Source organism: Shewanella metallivivens (assembly GCF_028750675.1).
GTDB lineage: Bacteria > Pseudomonadota > Gammaproteobacteria > Enterobacterales > Shewanellaceae > Shewanella > Shewanella metallivivens.
This window is the reverse complement of the sequence record NZ_JAQQPZ010000001.1, coordinates 59,122-78,317: the sequence shown is the minus strand read 5'-3', so window position 1 is coordinate 78,317 and position 19,196 is coordinate 59,122. Positions and strand designations below refer to the sequence as shown.

Sequence of the window (19,196 nt, the reverse complement as noted above, 5' to 3'; positions counted from 1 at the left end):
TTTTTATCGTTTTTTACTTTTCAATTTGTTGAACCATCCATAACAAAAAAGGCAATAACGATGATACGTTACTGCCTTCTAAAAAATATCGTTATCGATTTTTAAGCTTTATATTCAACAACTTTTTGGTCGATAGAACCAAAAATACTCACGCCGTTTTCATCAAACATTTCAATGCGTACTGTGTCACCAAAATGCATAAAAGGTGTTGAGGCTTTGCCGTCGGCAATAATTTCTAACATACGCTTTTCAGCTAAACAGCTTGAGCCTGCACTGCGGTCGTAGTTTGAAATGGTCCCCGAACCAATAATTGCACCTGCAGCAAGTGGGCGAGTTTTAGCCACATGCGACACCAATTGGCTAAAGTTAAATGTCATGTCGACGCCAGCATTTGGGCGGCCAAACAACTCACTGTTTAAATGAGTTACTAACGGTAAGTGCACTTTGCTGTCTTGCCACTTGTCACCCAACTCATCTGGCGTAATCGCTACTGGTGAAAACGCGCTTGATGGCTTTGATTGAAAAAAGCCAAATCCTTTAGCCAGCTCTCCTGGGATTAAGTTACGCAATGACACATCATTCACCAACATGAGCAGCTTGATGTGCTTTGCGGCATCGTCAGTCGATACTCCCATGGCAACATCATCGGTGACAATGGCAATTTCTGATTCGAAGTCAATGCCGTATTCTTCACTGGCCATTGCAATGTCTGCTTTCGGTGCAATAAAGCTGTCTGAACCACCTTGATACACTAGAGGGTCAGTCCAAAATGATTCTGGCATTTCAGCACCGCGCGCCTTACGAACAAGCTCGACATGATTAACATAAGCACTGCCGTCAGCCCATTGATAGGCTCGGGGTAATGGCGATAAACAACGTGACTCATCAAAGGCAATGGCGTTATCCATTTGACCATCATTGAGCGCCTCATATAACTCACTGAGTTGTGGATACAATAAATCCCAAGCATCGAGTAATTGCTGCATTGTTTTGGCAATCGCAGGCACTGCGACCGCTTTGCTCAAATCTTTACTGACTAACATCAATTGGCCGTCGCGACGGCCGTTGTGGTAACTTGCAAGTTTCATTATTGCTCCTAAATTCTGGGTGGCATTCGCGCTGCGTCTTTATAGCATGAATGGCTTAGCGGATTTATTGTGTCCATACAAAGACGTTAAATCCTATAGCGCGTAGCAAATCACGCTTTACCGATGCAAGTCATGATTTGTACATTATTATTTACAAACGATAAAAGGCCTTGCCAATGCTGGTTTTGAGCATTGAAATGGCGAAAATGCCAACACATTAGCTGGCATTAAATCGTTACATTACTTTTTCTTGTTAATGTTGTAGTCGCGCAGTTTATTAGCGATGGCGGTATGAGACACCCCAAGCTTTTTCGCTAACTGTCGCGTGCTTGGATAAGCGGGATATAAACGGCGCAATAAACCCGCTTCATAGTCTTTCATGGCTTCGTCTAATGTGCCCTCAAATTCTTCATCGAAGTATCCAAAACCTTCGGCATATGATGGCAGTTTAAGTTGCTCAACGGTCAATTCGGTAGAGCCATCCCACATCGACACAGCTCTGAATATCGCATTTTTCAACTGGCGTACGTTCCCCGGCCAAGCGTAAGTAAATAAATAATCACGGCAACTGGCTGAAATACGACGTAACGGACTTGATAGCTGTTGGCTATAGTGCTCTAAAAACATTTCGGTAAGCGGAATAACATCCACACGACGCTCACGCAGAGACGGCATGTGATAACTTAATACATGGATGCGATAGTATAAATCTTCTCTAAACTCACCGGTTTGGCACAACTCTGCGAGATTTTTCTGAGTGGAGCATATAATACGCACATCCGCCCTGACTTCTACATCGCCGCCAATGCGTCTAAAGGTACCGTCTTGCAATAAACGTAATAACTTAACTTGGGCAGCTTTGGACATTTCAGCAATTTCATCTAAAAATACCGTCCCGCCTTTGGCTTCTTCAAATAGACCACGTTTAACCACAGTGCCATTGCTCACAAAGCCAAACAATTCTTCTTCGGCGACACTGTCAGGCAATGCCGCACAGTTAATGGCAATAAAGGGGTGCTCGCGGCGCATACTAGCATCGTGGCTTGCACGGGCCATTAACTCTTTGCCGGTGCCTGTTTCGCCGGTGATCAATAACGGCGCGTCTAATTGAGCCATACGTTTGGCTTGTTTTAACACGTCCTTCATTTTATCGCTCATCGCTAAAACGTTATCAAAACCTGTGGTTTGATTTTGCAGCGCATTAAATTGCTTGCCGACTCTGGCAGGTGATTTAAGTGACACCACTGCACCCGCTAAAATGGTGGTATCGTTATCGTCAGGTAAATAAATTGGCAGCATTTCTGCTAAATATTCATTAGCATTAATTTGCACCCGTGTAGCTTGTGCCAGTACAGGGGTTTCACTCATCCAGCGAGCAAAGTTAAAACCTTGCACCCAATGGTTTAATGATTCTTCAACCACCTCATGCTCAGCCATATCCAAAGTCAGCAGAGCAGACTCATTGGCAATACGAATACGGCCTTTGGTGTCGATTGAAAATACCGAATCAGGTAAGGTTTTGAGTAATGTTTTTAACGCGTAGTGTTCTTGCTCAGACGGCATAAAAGACACGGTACGAACGTCGTGTACGCTTTCGACTTTTCGAATTTGCGGCATTAATTCTCGTAAGGTTTCGAAACTGATTTCTGCAAATTGCAGAAATAGGAAACCTTTATTACTGGCATCAATGGCAATTAAGTTAATGCCATGTTTTTCAAGCACGACGAGGATGTCTTTCGCTAAACCCACGCGATCGATACAACTGACTTCCAAACGCATATGTAACGATTCCCTAGTTATTAATGTTTTGTTGCGGAAATTTGTCACAACGTTAGAGGGATATTGCTTCGGTGGCAAGTGAAGTTTACAGTAGAATTGTAACAGACAAATTATTCAGCACATTACGTTAACGTAACATGCTGAAATAAGTGTCAATATTACTCATCTAATAACTGGTCTGTCTTGGCAGCCATAATGAAATCATTTTTGTGTAATCCCTTTATAGAATGCGACCACCAAGTCACAGTGACCTTCCCCCATTCAGTTAAAATACCTGGGTGATGAAACTCCGCTTCGGCTAAATCGGCCAACTTGTTAGTAAAAGCCATGGCCAATTTAAAGTTTTTAAACTTGTAAACTCGCTCTAATTGCATAATACCGTCACGCACCTCAACTCCCCAATCAGGGATCATGCGGATAAGTTCGGCTAACTCTATATCGGTTACTTTTGGCGCGTCAGCCTGACAGGCTTCACACTTCATCTCGGTTAATGCGTTCATTAGTACTCCTTAGCTAAATGTAATGCTGTAGTGACTGTGGGTTCAGCTCATTATTACTTTGCTCAACAAGCGTCATCGGTTAACTGGCTTTACTTTTGGGGGCGAATTTAGGCTCAAACATGCCCAACTGCTGTGCTTGTTTCACCATCCCCATAATGTCCATTTGAGCGATCTCATCGAGGTAATCAATGCTTTCAATCACGTAGTAAATGGGCTGCATAATATCAATGCGATAGGGAGTGCGCAGTACATCGAGTAAATCAAACGCTCTGCGTTCTGGTTTATCGCTAAGCGCATACATGGTTTCACCGGGCGAGCTTAAAATGCCGCCGCCATAAATTTGTAATGGTTCATCTTTAGCCTGCACCAGACCAAACTCAATGGTAAACCAGTACAAACGTGCCAAAAATACCCGCTGTTCTTTGGTTGCGGCAAGACCTAGCTGACCATACATATGCGAAAAGTTCGCAAATGATGGGTTGGTGAGTAATGGGCAGTGACCAAATATTTCATGAAAAATATCAGGTTCTTGCAAGTAATCAAACTCTTCTTTAGTGCGAATAAATGTCGCCACAGGAAACGCTTTATTGGCGAGTAATTCAAAAAATCGACCAAATGAGATTAGTGCGGGTACCGCAGCAGTTTTCCAGCCGGTAGCCGCAAATAACACCTTGTCTATTTCAGGTAGTTGCGGAATGCGGTCTACCGACATGGCTAATGCATCTAACCCTTGCAAATACGCAGGGCAAGCACGCCCAGGCATATTGGTTACTTGGCGTTGATATAACTGCTGCCATAATTGATTCTCATGTTCTGAGTAATCAATGTAACCTTGGGCATTGGGTTGGTGGGCAATATACTTTGTTGCTGTCATAGGTTCCACTTTACGTAAACTTCACTCCCTACATAGTGTGCTAACGTTGTGCTTTTGTTAACTCCTTCACAGTTTATTGTCTGCCAATAATGCAGTACTAATTGTAAACAAATAAATACAAAGTCAGATAACTCCTTTAGTAAACAGCAATAATTTAGGGACTAATACCAAAATTCACTGGCACTTGGACTGTGATAATTTACAATGTAGCCAGAAATGACACATTTATTCAGAGGACGATTAAACTATGGCAATTTTGGTAACCGGTGGCGCTGGCTATATAGGTACGCACACAGTCGTGGAGCTGCTAAATGCTGGACAGGAAGTGGTCATCGTAGACAATTTATCAAATTCAAGTGTTGAGGCATTAGCAAGGGTTCGTACCATTACGGGTAAAGATGTCACATTTTATCAAGGTGATATTCTCAACAAAGCCCTACTGCAAAAAGTGTTTGTCGATCATAATATCGAATCAGTTATTCATTTCGCGGGCTTAAAAGCCGTTGGCGAATCTGTTGCAAAACCACTTAAGTATTATGAAAACAATGTCACTGGCACCATTGTTTTGTGCCAGGTAATGGCTGAACATAACGTCAAAAATCTAGTGTTTAGCTCATCAGCAACTGTATATGGCGACCCCGCAAGCTTACCAATTAAAGAAGATTTTCCTACAGGCGCCACTAACCCTTACGGCCAATCAAAACTGATGGTAGAGCATATTTTATCTGATTTGTATCAGTCAGATAACAGCTGGAACATTGCCCGCTTACGTTATTTTAATCCTGTTGGCGCTCACGACAGCGGCTTAATTGGTGAAGATCCGAATGACATCCCCAATAACTTAATGCCGTTTATTGCTCAGGTTGCTGTAGGTAAACGCGAACAGTTAAGTGTATTTGGTAATGATTACAACACCCCAGATGGTACTGGCGTACGTGATTATATTCATGTGGTCGATTTAGCCATTGGCCACTTACAAGCGCTTAAAAAGCTGCAAACTAAACCAGGCTTAGTGACTTATAACTTAGGCACCGGCATTGGCTATAGTGTGTTAGATATGGTGAAAGCATTCGAAAAAGCCTGTGGCAAAACCATTGCTTATCAAATCAGTCCGCGCCGCCCTGGTGATATTGCGGCCTGTTATGCCGACCCAAGTTTCGCCGCTGCACAATTAGACTGGCGCGCAACCCATAGCGTAGAAGACATGGCAAGCAGCAGTTGGAAATGGCAATCAAATAACCCTGATGGGTATAAATTGCCAAGTGCTTAACAATTTTTTACTGCAGCTAATGCTAATATGCGCTGCAGTAATGAATAAAAGCCTATTGGAATAATAATGACCCAAGGTATTAACCAAAGTCGCCGAAATCTCTTTAGCCGCCGCAAATCCAATGTGATCCGCCCGCCGTGGAGTAAACCTGAGCAAGCCTTTACCGATAATTGCACCCGTTGTGATAAATGCATTATTGCGTGCGACACGCAAATCATTAAACGTGGTGAAGGTGGATTCCCTGAAATCGATTTCAGCAATGATGAGTGCACCTTTTGTAAACAATGTGTTGAGGTTTGCCCTGAGCCAGTATTTGATACCTCTTTGGCACAACCATGGACTTATTTTGCTAGCATAAAAGACAATTGCTTAACCGCGACAGGTGTGTGGTGTCAAAGCTGTAAAGATGCCTGTGAGCCACGGGCGATAAGTTTTAGCATGGCAGTGGGCCAAGTACCAAAACCCGTGATTAATATCGACGCCTGTACCGGCTGCGGTGCATGTGTGTCACCTTGTCCAGCTGATGCGATTACATTGATGCAAACGGGTTAACAAAACCCACAGTTTGTCGTTTTGTTATGCTGTCTTTAACGCTATATTAGCACCCATATTTAACCATATACCCAAGGGCACTAAGATGTTTGGTCAAAAAAAGCCTGTAAATCCGTTAAGCTTTATCGCTCAAGAATGTCACTTAACAGGCAAACTTATTTTCAGTGGCGATGTATTGATTGCTGGGCATGTTAGCGGTGATATTCAGGCCCAAGGTAATGTCACCATAGAAACCAGTGGTACCGTTGATGGGGATATTTTATGCCGCGAATTAATGATTGCAGGGCAATCGTCAGGTGAAGCACGTTGCAAAAAAATGACCTTACATGAACAGGGTACTTTTGAGGGCGATGCCTATTGCGAACAGATTGAAATATTAGACGGCGGTCAATTTTTAGGTTATCGGCACCGTGACCCACTTTTGGCAACCTTGGCCAATACTGACACCAACATCGCTAATAATGCTTAAGGTTAACACTTAGGCTAGTTGCTGGTTTTATTGGTTTTAAAACGTTGGCAAATATCATCAATAGTTAACCAGCTGACCTGCTCATTGGTGTAAATATGATATGTGGGCTGTACTTTGTTTGGGTTATCAAGCGATGCTATCGACAACGTGCAATACTGTGGGTAATCAACATGCCTATAGGTCATAGTGGTACCACATTGCTGACAAAAACCACGGCGAATTTGAGCAGAAGAAGCAAACTCTGTCACCTGCCCTTGCAGCCATGTTACCTGTTCAGTGTTAAAGTCCATCCAACTCATTACAACCGCACCAGCACTTTTTCGGCATTGGCTACAATGACAATGATCGGCATCAAATGGCATGCTATGGGTTTGGTAACGTATCGCCCCACATAAACACCCGCCTTGTAACATTATGGCTTGTTTCATCAGGCCTCCTTGTTTACTACGCTTTAGAAACACTCGCTTGTTGCTGAAACTTGCGTAATAAGTTAACAAACTCTTTTGGGTCGCGGTCAACACTGTCTGTCGACAAGTAAAGATGGTAACCCAGTTGTTCATTTAAAGTTTGGCAGCGGTGACCAAACATCGCCAGCACCCCTCGATAACGATCGCCATTAACAATTAATGGCGTGTATTCGGCGCCCAAATAGCCTTCAAGGCTCTGTAAGTCTTCATCTTGTGTTGCTGCGGTCATCAGCAGTGGTCGCTGCTCGGTTAATAAACCTGTCGCTAAACGCGGTGAAATACAATCTAAAATTGGATTAATTTGTTTAAGTTTTACCCCAATATAAGGTAATTCAATCAACTCCATATTTTGATTAACTCTCACATTATCAAGCCGCTGTATATTATGCCACTCAATAAACACTTGCCCTCGACGATGATAAAAACACATTCCTTGGGCGGTTAACTTAAAGCTAATAGCGGGTTGATAGACTTTGGCGATACCTAAAATTAAGCCAACAGACCCCAGTGCAAAAAACATCATCCCTAGGGCAAATAAACCGCTAAAACCAATAAAAATAGTCAAACTAATGCACATGCTAAACGCGCCAAACAAAGTTAAGCTAATACCGTTGCGTTTAGAAAAAGGGCTGATCGATAACTCATCGGTCATTTAGAGTGTCTCCCTAGAGGTGTGTTGCTTTAAACCTTTAATGCTCAGCCATAACATGCCAACATATTCATGAATTGCGCGCTGAGCAGCCAATAACTGATCGGCATCTAAACGCCACCAAAAACCTTGGCGAGCAATAAAATCCGTTGGTGCCGCCTGCGGCTGCATGCCTAACTGCCTAAAAATGCTCATTGCCCGCGGCATATGAGTTGCTGATGTCACCAGTTTGAACGGATGATGACCAATCAATTCTTGCAATGCGTATGCTTCTTCAATGGTATCTTTTGGCTGGTCAAACTTAATGATATTGGTGGGATTTACCCCAAGCTCAATCGCAGCTTTGGCCATGATACTGGCATGTGGTGTCGGTTGTAGGCCGCCACTGTAACCACTCACCACTAATTTACATTGTTGTCCCAAACTCAGTTGCCTTATGCCTTCACTTAAGCGCGCTAATGCCGTGGCAGATAACTGCTGCACTGCGGTTAAGCCAGGCTTTTCAATATGACTTGAGCCTAATACCATCACCACACAGGGTTCTACCATAATCAGGTTATTCGTTTCATAACGTGATTCTAGTGAGTGAGCTAACCAATAACTCACTTGCGACTGACTGCACAACAGCAACACGGCGATGGCGAGTGATAAGCTGATTTTGCCGAGCTTAAGAAACCATTGACGTTGACTGCGCCACAAGCAGGCCGCTAACAGTAATAGCAACACAGTCAACGGAATGGGCATCACCAATTGCGACAAAACTTTTTTTAACCAAAACATGAATGTTTCACTCACCCCTTATTTAACCTGAGCTCGGGATAAGGGATGAACTTATACTATTTAAAATCAACATGTTATCCATTCTCACTTTCAAGCTTGTCATTTGTTCTGCTAACAAGGCGAATTGACGCGTCAATAGCTAGCCTATTGTAAGTCGATTCAACGCAGTGAGCAGGGCAAAGGACTGTTTGAAAGGCATTTATTATCCCGAGCTCAGGTTATTTAGTCTGTCATTCTAATATTGGCGCTAGTGTAATACCAATCCTTATTAGAATGTGATCTATTTTAGGCTGCGTCATTTGAAGCCGTAATGGGGGTTGTGACGCAACCCCGAAGGGCGAATTTAATCAACGCAAAACAAAAACGGCACTATTGAGTGCCGTCTGTGTATATACCTATTAAATACAGAGCAAGGAATGACTACTTTTCGTCTTTGCCCCACAGCCATGCGGCACCGCGGACACCTGATGATGCACCAAATTTATTTTTAACGACCTGGGTCTCACATTCACGGCCAACCACATATTTAGGCAACACTTTAGGCAGCTCGGTATAAATGGCATCAATGTTTGACACACCGCCACCTAATACAATCATGTCTGGGTCCATCATATTAATCACATGTGCCAGTGAACGTGCTAAACGGTCAATGTAGCGCTCAAATGCGGCTGTCGCTAATGGGTCGCCCTGCTGCATCATTTCTGCAATTTGAATCCCACTGGTTGCATCGCCACCCGCCGCGCGAAAATCACGCACAAAGCCCGTTCCAGAAATAAAGGTTTCGATACAGTCACGATTACCACAAAAACAGGTGGTGGAGTTAAATTCATCTGGTGTCATCCAGGGTAGCGGGTTATGCCCCCACTCACCGCCAATACCATTTCCACCCGCATGTACCGCGCCATTTATCGACACACCCGCACCACAGCCCGTGCCAATAATACCGCCAAATACCACACGCTTACCCGCTGCTGCGCCGTCGACGGCTTCTGATACTGCAAAACAGTTTGCATCATTGGCCACGCGTACTTCACGGTGTAATACGTCACTTAAATCTTTATCTAACGGGTGGCCGTTAATCCAGGTAGAGTTGGAGTTTTTTACCAAACCGGTAAATGGTGACACCACACCAGGAATACCGACACCCACTGAACCAGTTTGTTTTGTTGCTGTTTCAGCATCAGTAACAAGGCTGACAATGGCTTCAACGGTGCCTGGATAATTTTTAGGCGTTGGGATACGCTTTCTGAATATTTCAGCGCCGTCTTCGGCTAACGCCACTATTTCAATTTTGGTACCACCGAGATCGACGCCCATGCGCATCATAACTAGCCTCTCCATAATTAATGTAAAGTTATTCCCATATCAGCAACTTAGGTAACACCTAATGGTTCGCAAACCACGCCGGCGACGCGGCAATGAAATATGGATTTAAAATATTTTCTTTTTGATTATATTCAAGTGGTGTCATGGCTGGATAGGCCAACACAACCCCACCTGCACTTTCTAAAACCGCTTGCGCGGCTGCGGTGTCCCATTCGCTGGTTAACCCCAATCTTGGGTACACATCGGCCTGGCCTTCAGCCACCATACAAAACTTTAATGAACTGCCAACACTGAGCATATTATGTTCACCGACGTGCTCTAAATACTGAGCAACATCTGGGCTTATGTGCGAGCGACTGCCCACAACAATGGGTGGAGTTTGCATCTTCCGCTCGCTAATATCGAGTGTGGTAACCGTGCCATCTTGTTCAAGCCAAGCACCTTGACCGATTATGCCGCTATAACACTTTTTCAACACAGGAGCGTAAACCACACCCGCAATCGCTTTGCCTTGATGAATAAGCGCAATATTGACGGTAAACTCGCCGTTGCGTTTAATAAACTCTTTGGTGCCATCCAGAGGGTCAATTAACCAGTAGGTTTGCCATGTTTGTCTTTCGGCCCAACTAATATCAGCCGCTTCTTCGCTCATCACCGCTATATCAGCAAAATGGCGCTTTAATCCTGCAACAATCACGTTATGACTGGCGATATCGGCAGCGGTCACCGGACTGTCATCTTGTTTAACCTCAACCCCTAAATCGGATTGGGCATATACTTGCATAATGGCGTTGCCAGCCTCTTTGGCCAATTCAACAATGTTGTGTAAATCAGCTGATGTAAATGTAATGTTCGACAAATCAATTCCTTAAAAATAATAAGCGGTCCGATTTCATTAATCATTATTATGCCATCGTTCGCATCATAAATTGATATAATCATTTGCTCGCAGTTAAACCCAAACGCTCAAATCTGTCGTTAAAAACTTCATATGATTACAAATCAGTAACACTATGCATTGTTGCTCGATACTAATCTAAGCCTAGCTCTGCTCAAAGCAAACAGTGCATCTTTGCATTCGTATTCAATCCCGCTATCGCTATTCTCATCGCGTGAAAGCCCAAAAGCACTGGGGTCGCGATATAGTTAACCGGCTAAAAAATGAGTGCCAATAGCAATAATCAAGGCTATAGTGCTGCGCTGGCTAACGTTTTGCCAGAAACCAACACCGCATTATCATGAATGGTTTCACAGCCTGCACCAGTACTTGGTGAATTTGCACATTGATAAACCCGAACATAATCCACTAACATCGATTGTGGAAATACTGCTGGATCAATGCCTTTGTTATGCACATTTGCTGCCCAATCGCCACCCACAGCAAGATTTAGCAACAGATGAAATGCTTGATTAAAAGGCGCATCATTGGGCGCGTTAACGGTTTCGCCCTTACCATCGACATATTGGCTATACCAGCCAGATGAACGTTGCGTGGCAAAATGAACATCATCCACATACCAGCGTATTTCATCTTGTTGCCATTCAACTGCGTAAACATGAAAATCATCTGCGGGATTAGCATTATTCGCTAAATGATACTCCTGACCTGTATACACATTATTAGGCCATTGTTTGCCATAATGTAATGTGCCGTGTACGGCTGAAACCGGCGCGCTATCCTCAACAACGACATTAAGATTTACCGCTTCCATAATGTCGATTTCGCCAGAACCCGCCCAAGGCCCATAAACCCAATCAGTCGGCAACATCCAAATAGCTGGCCAAGTACCTTGGCCTTGAGGCAACTTAGCACGAATTTCAAAACGACCGTATTTCCAATCGCCTTTATTTTTTGACACCAGACGCGCCGAGGTATATTCCATGGTTTTACTGGTATCATTGACATCATAACTCGGGTCAGCGTCATTGACGGCAGGCCCAGAAAAACGCTCTTTAATCGCGGTAATGGTCAGTAAACCATCGGCAACTGACGCATTTTTAGTCCTCGCGGTATAACACTGTGCTTCATGATTACCGCCGCCATAACAATCAACCGCAAAACTCCATTTGTTGGCATTGATTTCATTGCCATCAAACTCATCTTGCCACACCATTTGCCAACCTAAAGTCGATTGATTTGAAGTCGCATGGATTTGAGGGAGGTGATCAGTCGATTGACATCCCGTTATGGTTAACGCAGACAATGCCAATGCTGCTAAGCCCGGTAAAAATGAGTGTTGATTTATGGCTCGGTTCATCTTTGGGCTCACCTTGTTTAATTTATGTTCGGATCCATCAAGATGTAAATTCAAGCTTAGCCAAACTGACTTACAGATTTGTCAGTCTGACTGAGCTTTTTTGAGTCACTTACTCTTTACATTGAATCGTGTTGTCGCTCGGCTGAGCTTGAATCACTACATCACTGAAACTGATGTCACCTTTAGCCTCTGTCGCAAGATAAAACGGCATAGTAATTTTGCCAAAGTCCATTGGGGCGCGAGCAAAACACGCCAATGAGAAACTTAAACTCTGCCATTCACCCAACTTGCTATTCACTTGCTGTGCAATATCAACTTGCTGAAGACAATCACCTTCACAAGCCATGCCTAACCAAAGTGGCTTTTGTAATGATGTGGTCGATTTAATACTTAGCGACAACGCTGAATCACTATTACTGTAGGCTCTAAAGTCACGAGGGAAGTTACTAATTAAGCCAACAACACCTTGCTCGCTACCATTAAATGACACAAAACGGGCATCTTCTTGCACAACGCGATCCATGGTACGAATCGTTAACGCACTGTTTTGCGCCACACTGCTAGACAACCCCTGACGCTCTGCACGAGTGGCAATATACATTGACCAAGGTGACTTAACGGCTCTTTCAAACAATGGCAAATCAGCTAATGTTTGCTCAGCAGCTAAATTGTCTTCAGACAAATGGTCGAGCACTACTGCATCGCTTGCTTTCGACTGATAAGTTAGCCCGTAACCAAATGGGATCAATGGCTGATATTGCGCTTTGATCTCAGCAGATTCTGTTGGTAATGGCACGTTAACCGTTGTTTGTTGTGGTGTAGCAGGCCACGAGAATGACAATTTGCCCACAAAATCATGCTGTACCTTACCGTCTACATCGGTAAACAACACATCGGCGATGCCCTGTCCTTCAGAGCCAGGTAACCAAGCTGCGACAAACGCATCGGATGCGTTAAATTCAGCATTAACCCACATTGGACGGCCACTGATAAATACCGACACCACAGGAATACCCTGAGCTTTTAGTTGCTTTAACAAGGCAAGATCGCGCTTATCTCCGCGTTGGTATTCTAGATTATCAATGTCGCCGTTACCTTCGGCATAAGGCTCTTCACCAAACACCACAATAGCCACATCTGGTTTTTGTTGTGCGCTTAACTCACCAGTAGGACTTAACAGCGCTTGACCACCAGCTTGCTTAACCACTTGCTCAATACCGGCATAAATCGAGGTTGCACCTGGAAAGTCGGCATTTTTATTGTCTGTACCTTGCCAGGTAATCGTCCAACCACCAGACTGCTTACCAATATTGTCGGCGGCATCGCCTGCAACCAAAACCGTTAACTTAGGCGATAACGGTAATATATTTTGATTGTTTTTCAGTAACACCAGCGACTCACGAACCGCCTGACGGGCAACCTCGCGATGACTTGCATGACCAATTAACTCGGTTTTACCTGATAATGGACGGTTAGCAGGGCTTGGCTTGTCAAACAAACCAGCTCTAAATTTAACGCGTAAAATACGCGACACCGCATCGTCTAGGCGAGCTTGACTAATTTCGCTGCTGTTGACTTGTGCGACGGTATTTTCAAATAACGGTTTCCATGCCGCAGTAGGCACCATAAAGATATCTAAACCCGCATTGGCCGCCTGGGCACATGACTCATTAGTACAGCCCGGAATTTGCCCGTGACCATTCCAATCGCCCACCACAAAACCGTCAAAGCCCATGCGATCTTTTAGTACGTCGGTCAGTAAATATTTATTGCCATGATTTTTAACCCCATGCCAGCTGTTAAATGAAGCCATGACACTTTGTGCACCTGCATTTAAGCCACCAACATACCCTTGTGCATGCACATCCACTAACATTTGCTCACTGGCAATATTGTCGCCCTGATCAATGCCCTTTTCTGTACCGCCATCACCTAAGAAATGTTTAACGGTTGACAGCACGCGCTGATCAGATAAAAAGTCACCACTCACGGCGCCTTGCAAACCTTCTACAATGGCAAAAGAGTAATCTCTAACAATGGTTGGATCTTCAGAATAGCCTTCATAACTGCGGCCCCAACGGTCATCCCTCACGACTGCTACCGTAGGTGCAAATACCCAATCAATACCAGTAACCATGACTTCTTTAGCCGTAATCGCCGCAATTTGTTCAATCAGCTTGGGGTTATTGGCTGCCCCTAATCCGATGTTGTGTGGAAATAGCGTAGCCCCAATGACATTATTATGGCCATGTACAGCATCAGTTCCCCACATTGTCGGGATATTAATACCATCGACAGAGTCGTCAACCGAGGCTTGATATAGCGATTCCGCTAACGCAATCCAATCCGCTGGCGTAGCGTGTTTATCATTATTAGGATAAGCACCACCGCCGTTAAGGTATGAACCAAAACCATACTTGCGCATATCTTCAACGGTGATATCGCGAATTTCAGGTTGGATCATCTGCGCCACTTTTTGCTCTACCGTCATGTTGTTCAGCAACGCGGTAATGTTAGCTTCGAGCTCAGCATCTTTAGTGATAGCAGGCGTTAATGCAGGCCATAAATCAAGCGTATTTTTTGTACTAGTTTCTTCTTTGGCGACCGCTTCTGGCGCAACGGTGTTTGCAGGAGCGGCTTGTTGCGCTTCGCCGCAACCACCTAGACCAAACAAAACCGCTAAACTTAAGTAGCTTACCGTCGCTAACTTGGTAGATTTACGCTCAGTATTTACAGAAATAGTTGTCATGTGATGTCCTTATCCTTGTTGCTCAGCGTTAACGGTAGGGCGCGCAGCATGGCAACCGATTAAACCGTAATAACCAATGAATCCGTAGCAGACTAGCGGCACGATAAATGCTAATTGAATACCTAAACTGTCGGCCAAAACACCTTGTAACAGCGGTAACACTGCACCACCTACAATGGCTAAACATAAAATGCCTGAGCCTTGGCTAGTATGTTGTTTTAAATCTTGTAGCGCTAGGCTGAAAATGGTCGGGAACATAATTGAGTTACATAATCCCACGAACAATAAGGCCCACATCGCCACGCTACCAGCACTGAACATCGCTGCCACAACCAATACGCAAGCACACAAGGCATTAAAGGCTAACACTTTACCTGCTTTGATTTTTTGCATCACGCCCGCGCCAATAAAACGCCCCACCATGGCGCCACCAAAATAATAAGCAATGTAATGAGCGGCTTGCGACTCTGATAAACCACCAATATCATCTTGAGTTAAAAAGCTAATCAAAAAGCTACCAATACCGACTTCGGCACCCACGTACACAAAAATACCGACTGCGCCCAACACTAGGTGAGGATATTGCCATGCACTGCCGGCCACTGTTTTTTGGCTAGACACCACCTTCTTGCCCAATAGCGGCAATTTTAACAACATAAAAATCACAGCAAGTGCAAATAAAGACGCAGCCAAAATCAAATAAGGCGTTTGCACTGCACTAGCTTGTTGCTGTACAGATAATTGACCAATCACCTCACCCACTTCAGTGATTTTCTCATCGTGTTCTACGGTCGATAAAATTAACCAACTGCCAAAGAAAGGGGCGACAGTAGTCCCTAACGAGTTAAACGCCTGGGTTAAGGTCAAACGAGAAGATGCGGTTTCAGCAGGACCTAGCACACTCACATAAGGGTTGGCTGAAACCTGTAAAATGGTAATGCCTGATGCTAAAACAAAAAAAGCAAACAAGAACATATTGTATGAGCCATAACTTGCTGATGGATAAAACAATAAACACCCAACACATGCAATAACTAACCCAGTGATAATCCCTTTTTGATAGCCAATTTTACCTACAAGCGACCCCGCAGGAATAGACACAATAAAGTAAGCTCCAAAGAAACAAAACTGCACTAACATTGCTTGGGCATAATTAAGCTCAAACATGTTTTTTAGGTAAGGAATTAAAATATCATTGAGGCAAGTTAAAAAGCCCCACATAAAAAACAATGAGGTTAACGCTACTAATGCAAAGCGAAAATCCCCTTGTTGGTGAGTAGAATCAACATGGGTTAATTCTGGTTGGTTGTGTGAAGTCGCCATGACATCCCCTGATTTATAAGTCGTTATATTGGGTTATTTACTACTCGAGCTAAACATGACCATAAATCGTTCACTCAGTATAAAACTGGGTCAACAATATCCCCCTTCAGGCCTGTTGTGATTAATTCGCTAAATCAAATATTGACCTTTGTATCATTAATCACTAATCTCAATGTAAGCGCTTTCATTTTTAACATATCGATAACTGATGTCAACGGTTTTTAGATGTTTGAACAGAATTTTTCATCTAAGAGCTGAATGACTTAATGGCGTTATCATCGGTGTTTCAGCGCAAAACTTTGACCCCAAAAGACTTAAACTTAATCAATACTAAGTGAAATTTAATATGAAAATAATGTTACCAGCCGATTCGAAAATGCAGTCAAAAGCGTTCACATACGGTGTAGCGACCGCATCGTTTCAAATCGAAGGCGCAGCTGATTCACGTTTACCGTGTATTTGGGACACTTTTTGCGCTACACCTGGCAAAATTCGTGATGGTTCAAACGGTGAGCAAGCCTGTGAACATGTAAAATTATGGCGAGACGATATTGATTTAATTGAATCACTCGGCGTAGATGCATACCGTTTATCTATTTCTTGGCCACGCGTGTTACACAAAGATGGCAGCTTAAACGACCAAGGCGTCAAGTTTTACATCGACTTATTAGACGAGCTTAACCGCCGTGGCATTAAACCATTTGTGACCTTATACCACTGGGATTTACCACAACACATTGAAGACAAAGGCGGCTGGTTAAACCGTGAAACCGCCTATCTTTTTGCAGATTACACAGACAAAATCACCCAGGCTTTTGGCGATCGAGTTTACTCTTACGCCACGTTTAACGAGCCTTTTTGCAGTTCGTATTTAGGCTATGAAATAGGTATTCATGCGCCTGGATTAGCTAAAAAATCTTATGGCCGCCAATCTGCACACCATTTATTACTAGCCCATGGTTTAGCAATGAAGGTGCTGCAAAAAAATAGCCCTCATTCAAAAAATGGTATCGTGCTTAATTTTACCCCTTGTTACAGCGCAACCGACTCAGCCGATGATGTGCAAGCCGCCAGTAAAGCCGACCAATATTTTAACCAATGGTACATCAAACCATTATTTGACCGCTGCTACCCTGAGATTATTAACGACTTTGAGCCAGAAGATGTGCCGGTCATCGAAGAAGGTGACTTTGACATTATCGCGCAACCTATCGATTTTTTAGGGATTAACTTTTATACCCGTGCAGTATATAAAGCAGATGCAGTTACAGGTTTTGCCCAAATTGATATGGTGGATAACCCTAAAACCGATATTGGTTGGGAGGTTTACCCGCAATCTTTTACCGATTTATTAACCTCACTGCATGCATTGTATCCGTTGCCGCCTATCTACATTACCGAAAACGGTGCAGCCATGGCAGACAAGCTCATTGATGGTAAAGTAGATGACCAAGACCGACTCGCTTACTATGATGCTCATTTAAATGCTGTCAACAATGCAATAGAGCTAGGTGTAAATGTGGTGGGTTACTTTGCTTGGAGCCTCATGGATAACTTTGAATGGGCCGAAGGGTATTTAAAACGTTTTGGTATTGTCTATGTCGATTACGACACCCAAAAGCGTACGCTTAAATCAAGCGCTTATGCCTACAAAGACTTATTAGCTAACAGAAAATAGCCACACTGCTGAGCCGTTCTTGTGAACGGCTTTATTTTAGTCAACGCATCAAATTAAAAAATATAACAACAATTATTGAGGCTCGCATGATCAGTATTAAAGAGAAAATCGCTTACGGACTTGGGGACACAGCAAGTAATATCGTTTTCCAAACGGTTATGCTGTTTTTAACCTTTTTTTATACCGACATTTTCGGTATTTCACCCGCGTTTGTCGGCACCATGTTTTTGGCCGTGCGGTTAATTGATGCGGTAACCGACCCATTGATGGGCGCACTGGCCGACAGAACCAACACCCGTTGGGGTAAATTCAGACCTTACTTATTATGGTTTGCCCTGCCCTTTGGCTTTATCAGTGTGTTGGCTTTTACCACACCCGATTTAACCGAAGACGGCAAAATGATTTATGCCTTCGTGACGTATACAGCATTAATGATGGTCTATACCGCCATTAACATTCCTTATTGTGCATTGGGCGGCGTATTAACTGCCGATCCTAAAGAACGCGTGTCTGTGCAGTCATATCGTTTTGTGTTTGCCATGCTAGGCGGGTTATTGGTATCGGGACTGACCTTACCTTTAGTTGAATTTTTAGGCCAAGGCGATCAAGCCAAAGGCTACCAACTGACGATTACCGCCATGAGCATCTTGGGCGTAGCGATGTTTTTAGTGTGTTTTTGGGGCACAAAAGAACGTTTACACCCGCCTGTTGATCAACAATCTAGCTTTAAAAAAGATTTTGGCGACATGCTTAAAAATGATCAATGGCGCGTACTGGCCGTTGCCGCGGTATGTTTGTTATCTGGCATGGTATTGCGCAGCAGTTTAGCCATTTACTACGTTAAGTATTACCTCAACATGCCAGAGTCAATTACCCTGTTTATCACCTTGGGTATGGTCGGTAATATCTTTGGTTGTATCTTGGCCGAACCGCTCGCTAAACGTATTTGTAAAGTCAAAGCCTATATTAGCCTGCAAATTATTGCGGCGGCGTTATGTGTATTAAGTTACTTTGTCCCAAGCGATCAAGTGGTGTTAGCGTTCTTTATGTTTATTGTCTGGGGCTTTACCTTTAACATGGCAACCCCGCTGTTATGGGCAAAAATGGCTGACGTAGTGGATTACGGCCAATACAAAAATGGCGTACGTATCACAGGGATGATCTATTCGTCGGTGATATTTTTCATTAAATTAGGTGTTGCTATTGGTGGTGCTGCTGCGGGTTGGTTGTTAGCAGGTTACGGCTATCAAGCCGATACCGCGCAAACAGAAGCCACCCAGCAAGGTATCTTATTGTCGTTTACCATTTATCCTGCTATTGGCTCTATTTTGGTGGCGTTTGTGATGCGTTGGTACATACTCGATAACCAAAAGGTTGATGAAATTCACTTAGAATTAAATAGAGATGTAAAATAAAAGCATGCTAGTCTTGCAA

At 43.7% G+C, this 19,196-nt stretch carries 17 protein-coding genes; 5 read left to right on the top strand and 12 right to left on the bottom strand.

All coding sequences use genetic code 11. From position 1 onward, the window contains the following. Positions 1–101: 101 nt before the first annotated feature. The 4 genes from PQR79_RS00330 to phhA all read right to left on the bottom strand — a co-directional run bounded on the left by PQR79_RS00330 (position 102) and on the right by phhA (position 4,241). Positions 102–1,088, bottom strand: a complete 987-nt coding sequence (locus PQR79_RS00330; protein ID WP_238106073.1) for a fumarylacetoacetate hydrolase family protein — start codon at positions 1,086–1,088, stop codon at positions 102–104. Positions 1,089–1,328: 240 nt separating this feature from the next. Next, a complete protein-coding gene (tyrR, locus tag PQR79_RS00325; protein ID WP_238106074.1) occupies positions 1,329–2,867 on the bottom strand; it encodes a transcriptional regulator TyrR in 1,539 nt (512 codons plus the stop codon). Positions 2,868–3,025: 158 nt separating this feature from the next. Further along, positions 3,026–3,367, bottom strand: a complete 342-nt coding sequence (locus PQR79_RS00320; RefSeq protein ID WP_238106075.1) for a 4a-hydroxytetrahydrobiopterin dehydratase — start codon at positions 3,365–3,367, stop codon at positions 3,026–3,028. A gap of 79 nt (positions 3,368–3,446) precedes the next feature. Next, positions 3,447–4,241, bottom strand: coding sequence for a phenylalanine 4-monooxygenase (phhA, locus tag PQR79_RS00315; protein ID WP_238106076.1), 795 nt, complete (start codon positions 4,239–4,241; stop codon positions 3,447–3,449). A 247-nt stretch (positions 4,242–4,488) separates the two neighbouring features. Between phhA and galE the strand changes: the two genes are divergently transcribed. From galE to PQR79_RS00300, 3 genes are all read left to right on the top strand, one after another. Beyond that, positions 4,489–5,511 (top strand): UDP-glucose 4-epimerase GalE, encoded by a 1,023-nt coding sequence (gene galE / locus PQR79_RS00310; RefSeq protein ID WP_238106077.1) that lies wholly within the window; start codon positions 4,489–4,491, stop codon positions 5,509–5,511. A gap of 66 nt (positions 5,512–5,577) precedes the next feature. Then, positions 5,578–6,063: a ferredoxin-type protein NapF gene (napF, locus tag PQR79_RS00305; RefSeq protein ID WP_238106078.1), complete on the top strand. Its 486-nt coding sequence runs from the start codon at positions 5,578–5,580 to the stop codon at positions 6,061–6,063. An 85-nt stretch (positions 6,064–6,148) separates the two neighbouring features. Beyond that, complete coding sequence (locus PQR79_RS00300; RefSeq protein ID WP_238106079.1) at positions 6,149–6,532, top strand: bactofilin family protein; 384 nt, start codon at positions 6,149–6,151, stop codon at positions 6,530–6,532. A gap of 14 nt (positions 6,533–6,546) precedes the next feature. On the opposite strand, the gene PQR79_RS00295 is transcribed toward PQR79_RS00300, so the two are convergent. The 8 genes from PQR79_RS00295 to PQR79_RS00260 form a co-directional block, all read right to left on the bottom strand. After that, positions 6,547–6,960, bottom strand: a complete 414-nt coding sequence (locus PQR79_RS00295; RefSeq protein ID WP_238106080.1) for a GFA family protein — start codon at positions 6,958–6,960, stop codon at positions 6,547–6,549. Positions 6,961–6,976: 16 nt separating this feature from the next. Continuing rightward, positions 6,977–7,651: a DUF2982 domain-containing protein gene (locus PQR79_RS00290; RefSeq protein ID WP_238106081.1), complete on the bottom strand. Its 675-nt coding sequence runs from the start codon at positions 7,649–7,651 to the stop codon at positions 6,977–6,979. Beyond that, positions 7,652–8,428, bottom strand: a complete 777-nt coding sequence (locus PQR79_RS00285; protein ID WP_238106082.1) for a YdcF family protein — start codon at positions 8,426–8,428, stop codon at positions 7,652–7,654. Between the two features lie 420 nt (positions 8,429–8,848). After that, the gene (mak, locus tag PQR79_RS00280) at positions 8,849–9,754 is read right to left on the bottom strand and encodes a fructokinase (protein ID WP_238106083.1); all 906 of its coding nucleotides are present in this window, start codon (positions 9,752–9,754) and stop codon (positions 8,849–8,851) included. Positions 9,755–9,812: 58 nt separating this feature from the next. After that, on the bottom strand, positions 9,813–10,613 hold the full coding sequence (cysQ, locus tag PQR79_RS00275) for a 3'(2'),5'-bisphosphate nucleotidase CysQ (protein WP_238106084.1): 801 nt from the start codon (positions 10,611–10,613) through the stop codon (positions 9,813–9,815). A 328-nt stretch (positions 10,614–10,941) separates the two neighbouring features. Next, positions 10,942–12,012, bottom strand: coding sequence for a glycoside hydrolase family 16 protein (locus PQR79_RS00270; RefSeq protein ID WP_238106085.1), 1,071 nt, complete (start codon positions 12,010–12,012; stop codon positions 10,942–10,944). A 109-nt stretch (positions 12,013–12,121) separates the two neighbouring features. Next, positions 12,122–14,761, bottom strand: coding sequence for a glycoside hydrolase family 3 protein (locus tag PQR79_RS00265; protein ID WP_238106086.1), 2,640 nt, complete (start codon positions 14,759–14,761; stop codon positions 12,122–12,124). 9 nt (positions 14,762–14,770) lie between these two features. Then, a complete protein-coding gene (locus PQR79_RS00260; protein WP_238106087.1) occupies positions 14,771–16,084 on the bottom strand; it encodes a sugar MFS transporter in 1,314 nt (437 codons plus the stop codon). Between the two features lie 346 nt (positions 16,085–16,430). Here PQR79_RS00260 and PQR79_RS00255 point away from each other — a divergent pair, with 346 nt between their 5' ends. Then, positions 16,431–17,762: a GH1 family beta-glucosidase gene (locus tag PQR79_RS00255; protein WP_238106088.1), complete on the top strand. Its 1,332-nt coding sequence runs from the start codon at positions 16,431–16,433 to the stop codon at positions 17,760–17,762. Between the two features lie 86 nt (positions 17,763–17,848). Further along, positions 17,849–19,177: a glycoside-pentoside-hexuronide (GPH):cation symporter gene (locus PQR79_RS00250; protein WP_238106089.1), complete on the top strand. Its 1,329-nt coding sequence runs from the start codon at positions 17,849–17,851 to the stop codon at positions 19,175–19,177. Positions 19,178–19,196: the final 19 nt, after the last annotated feature.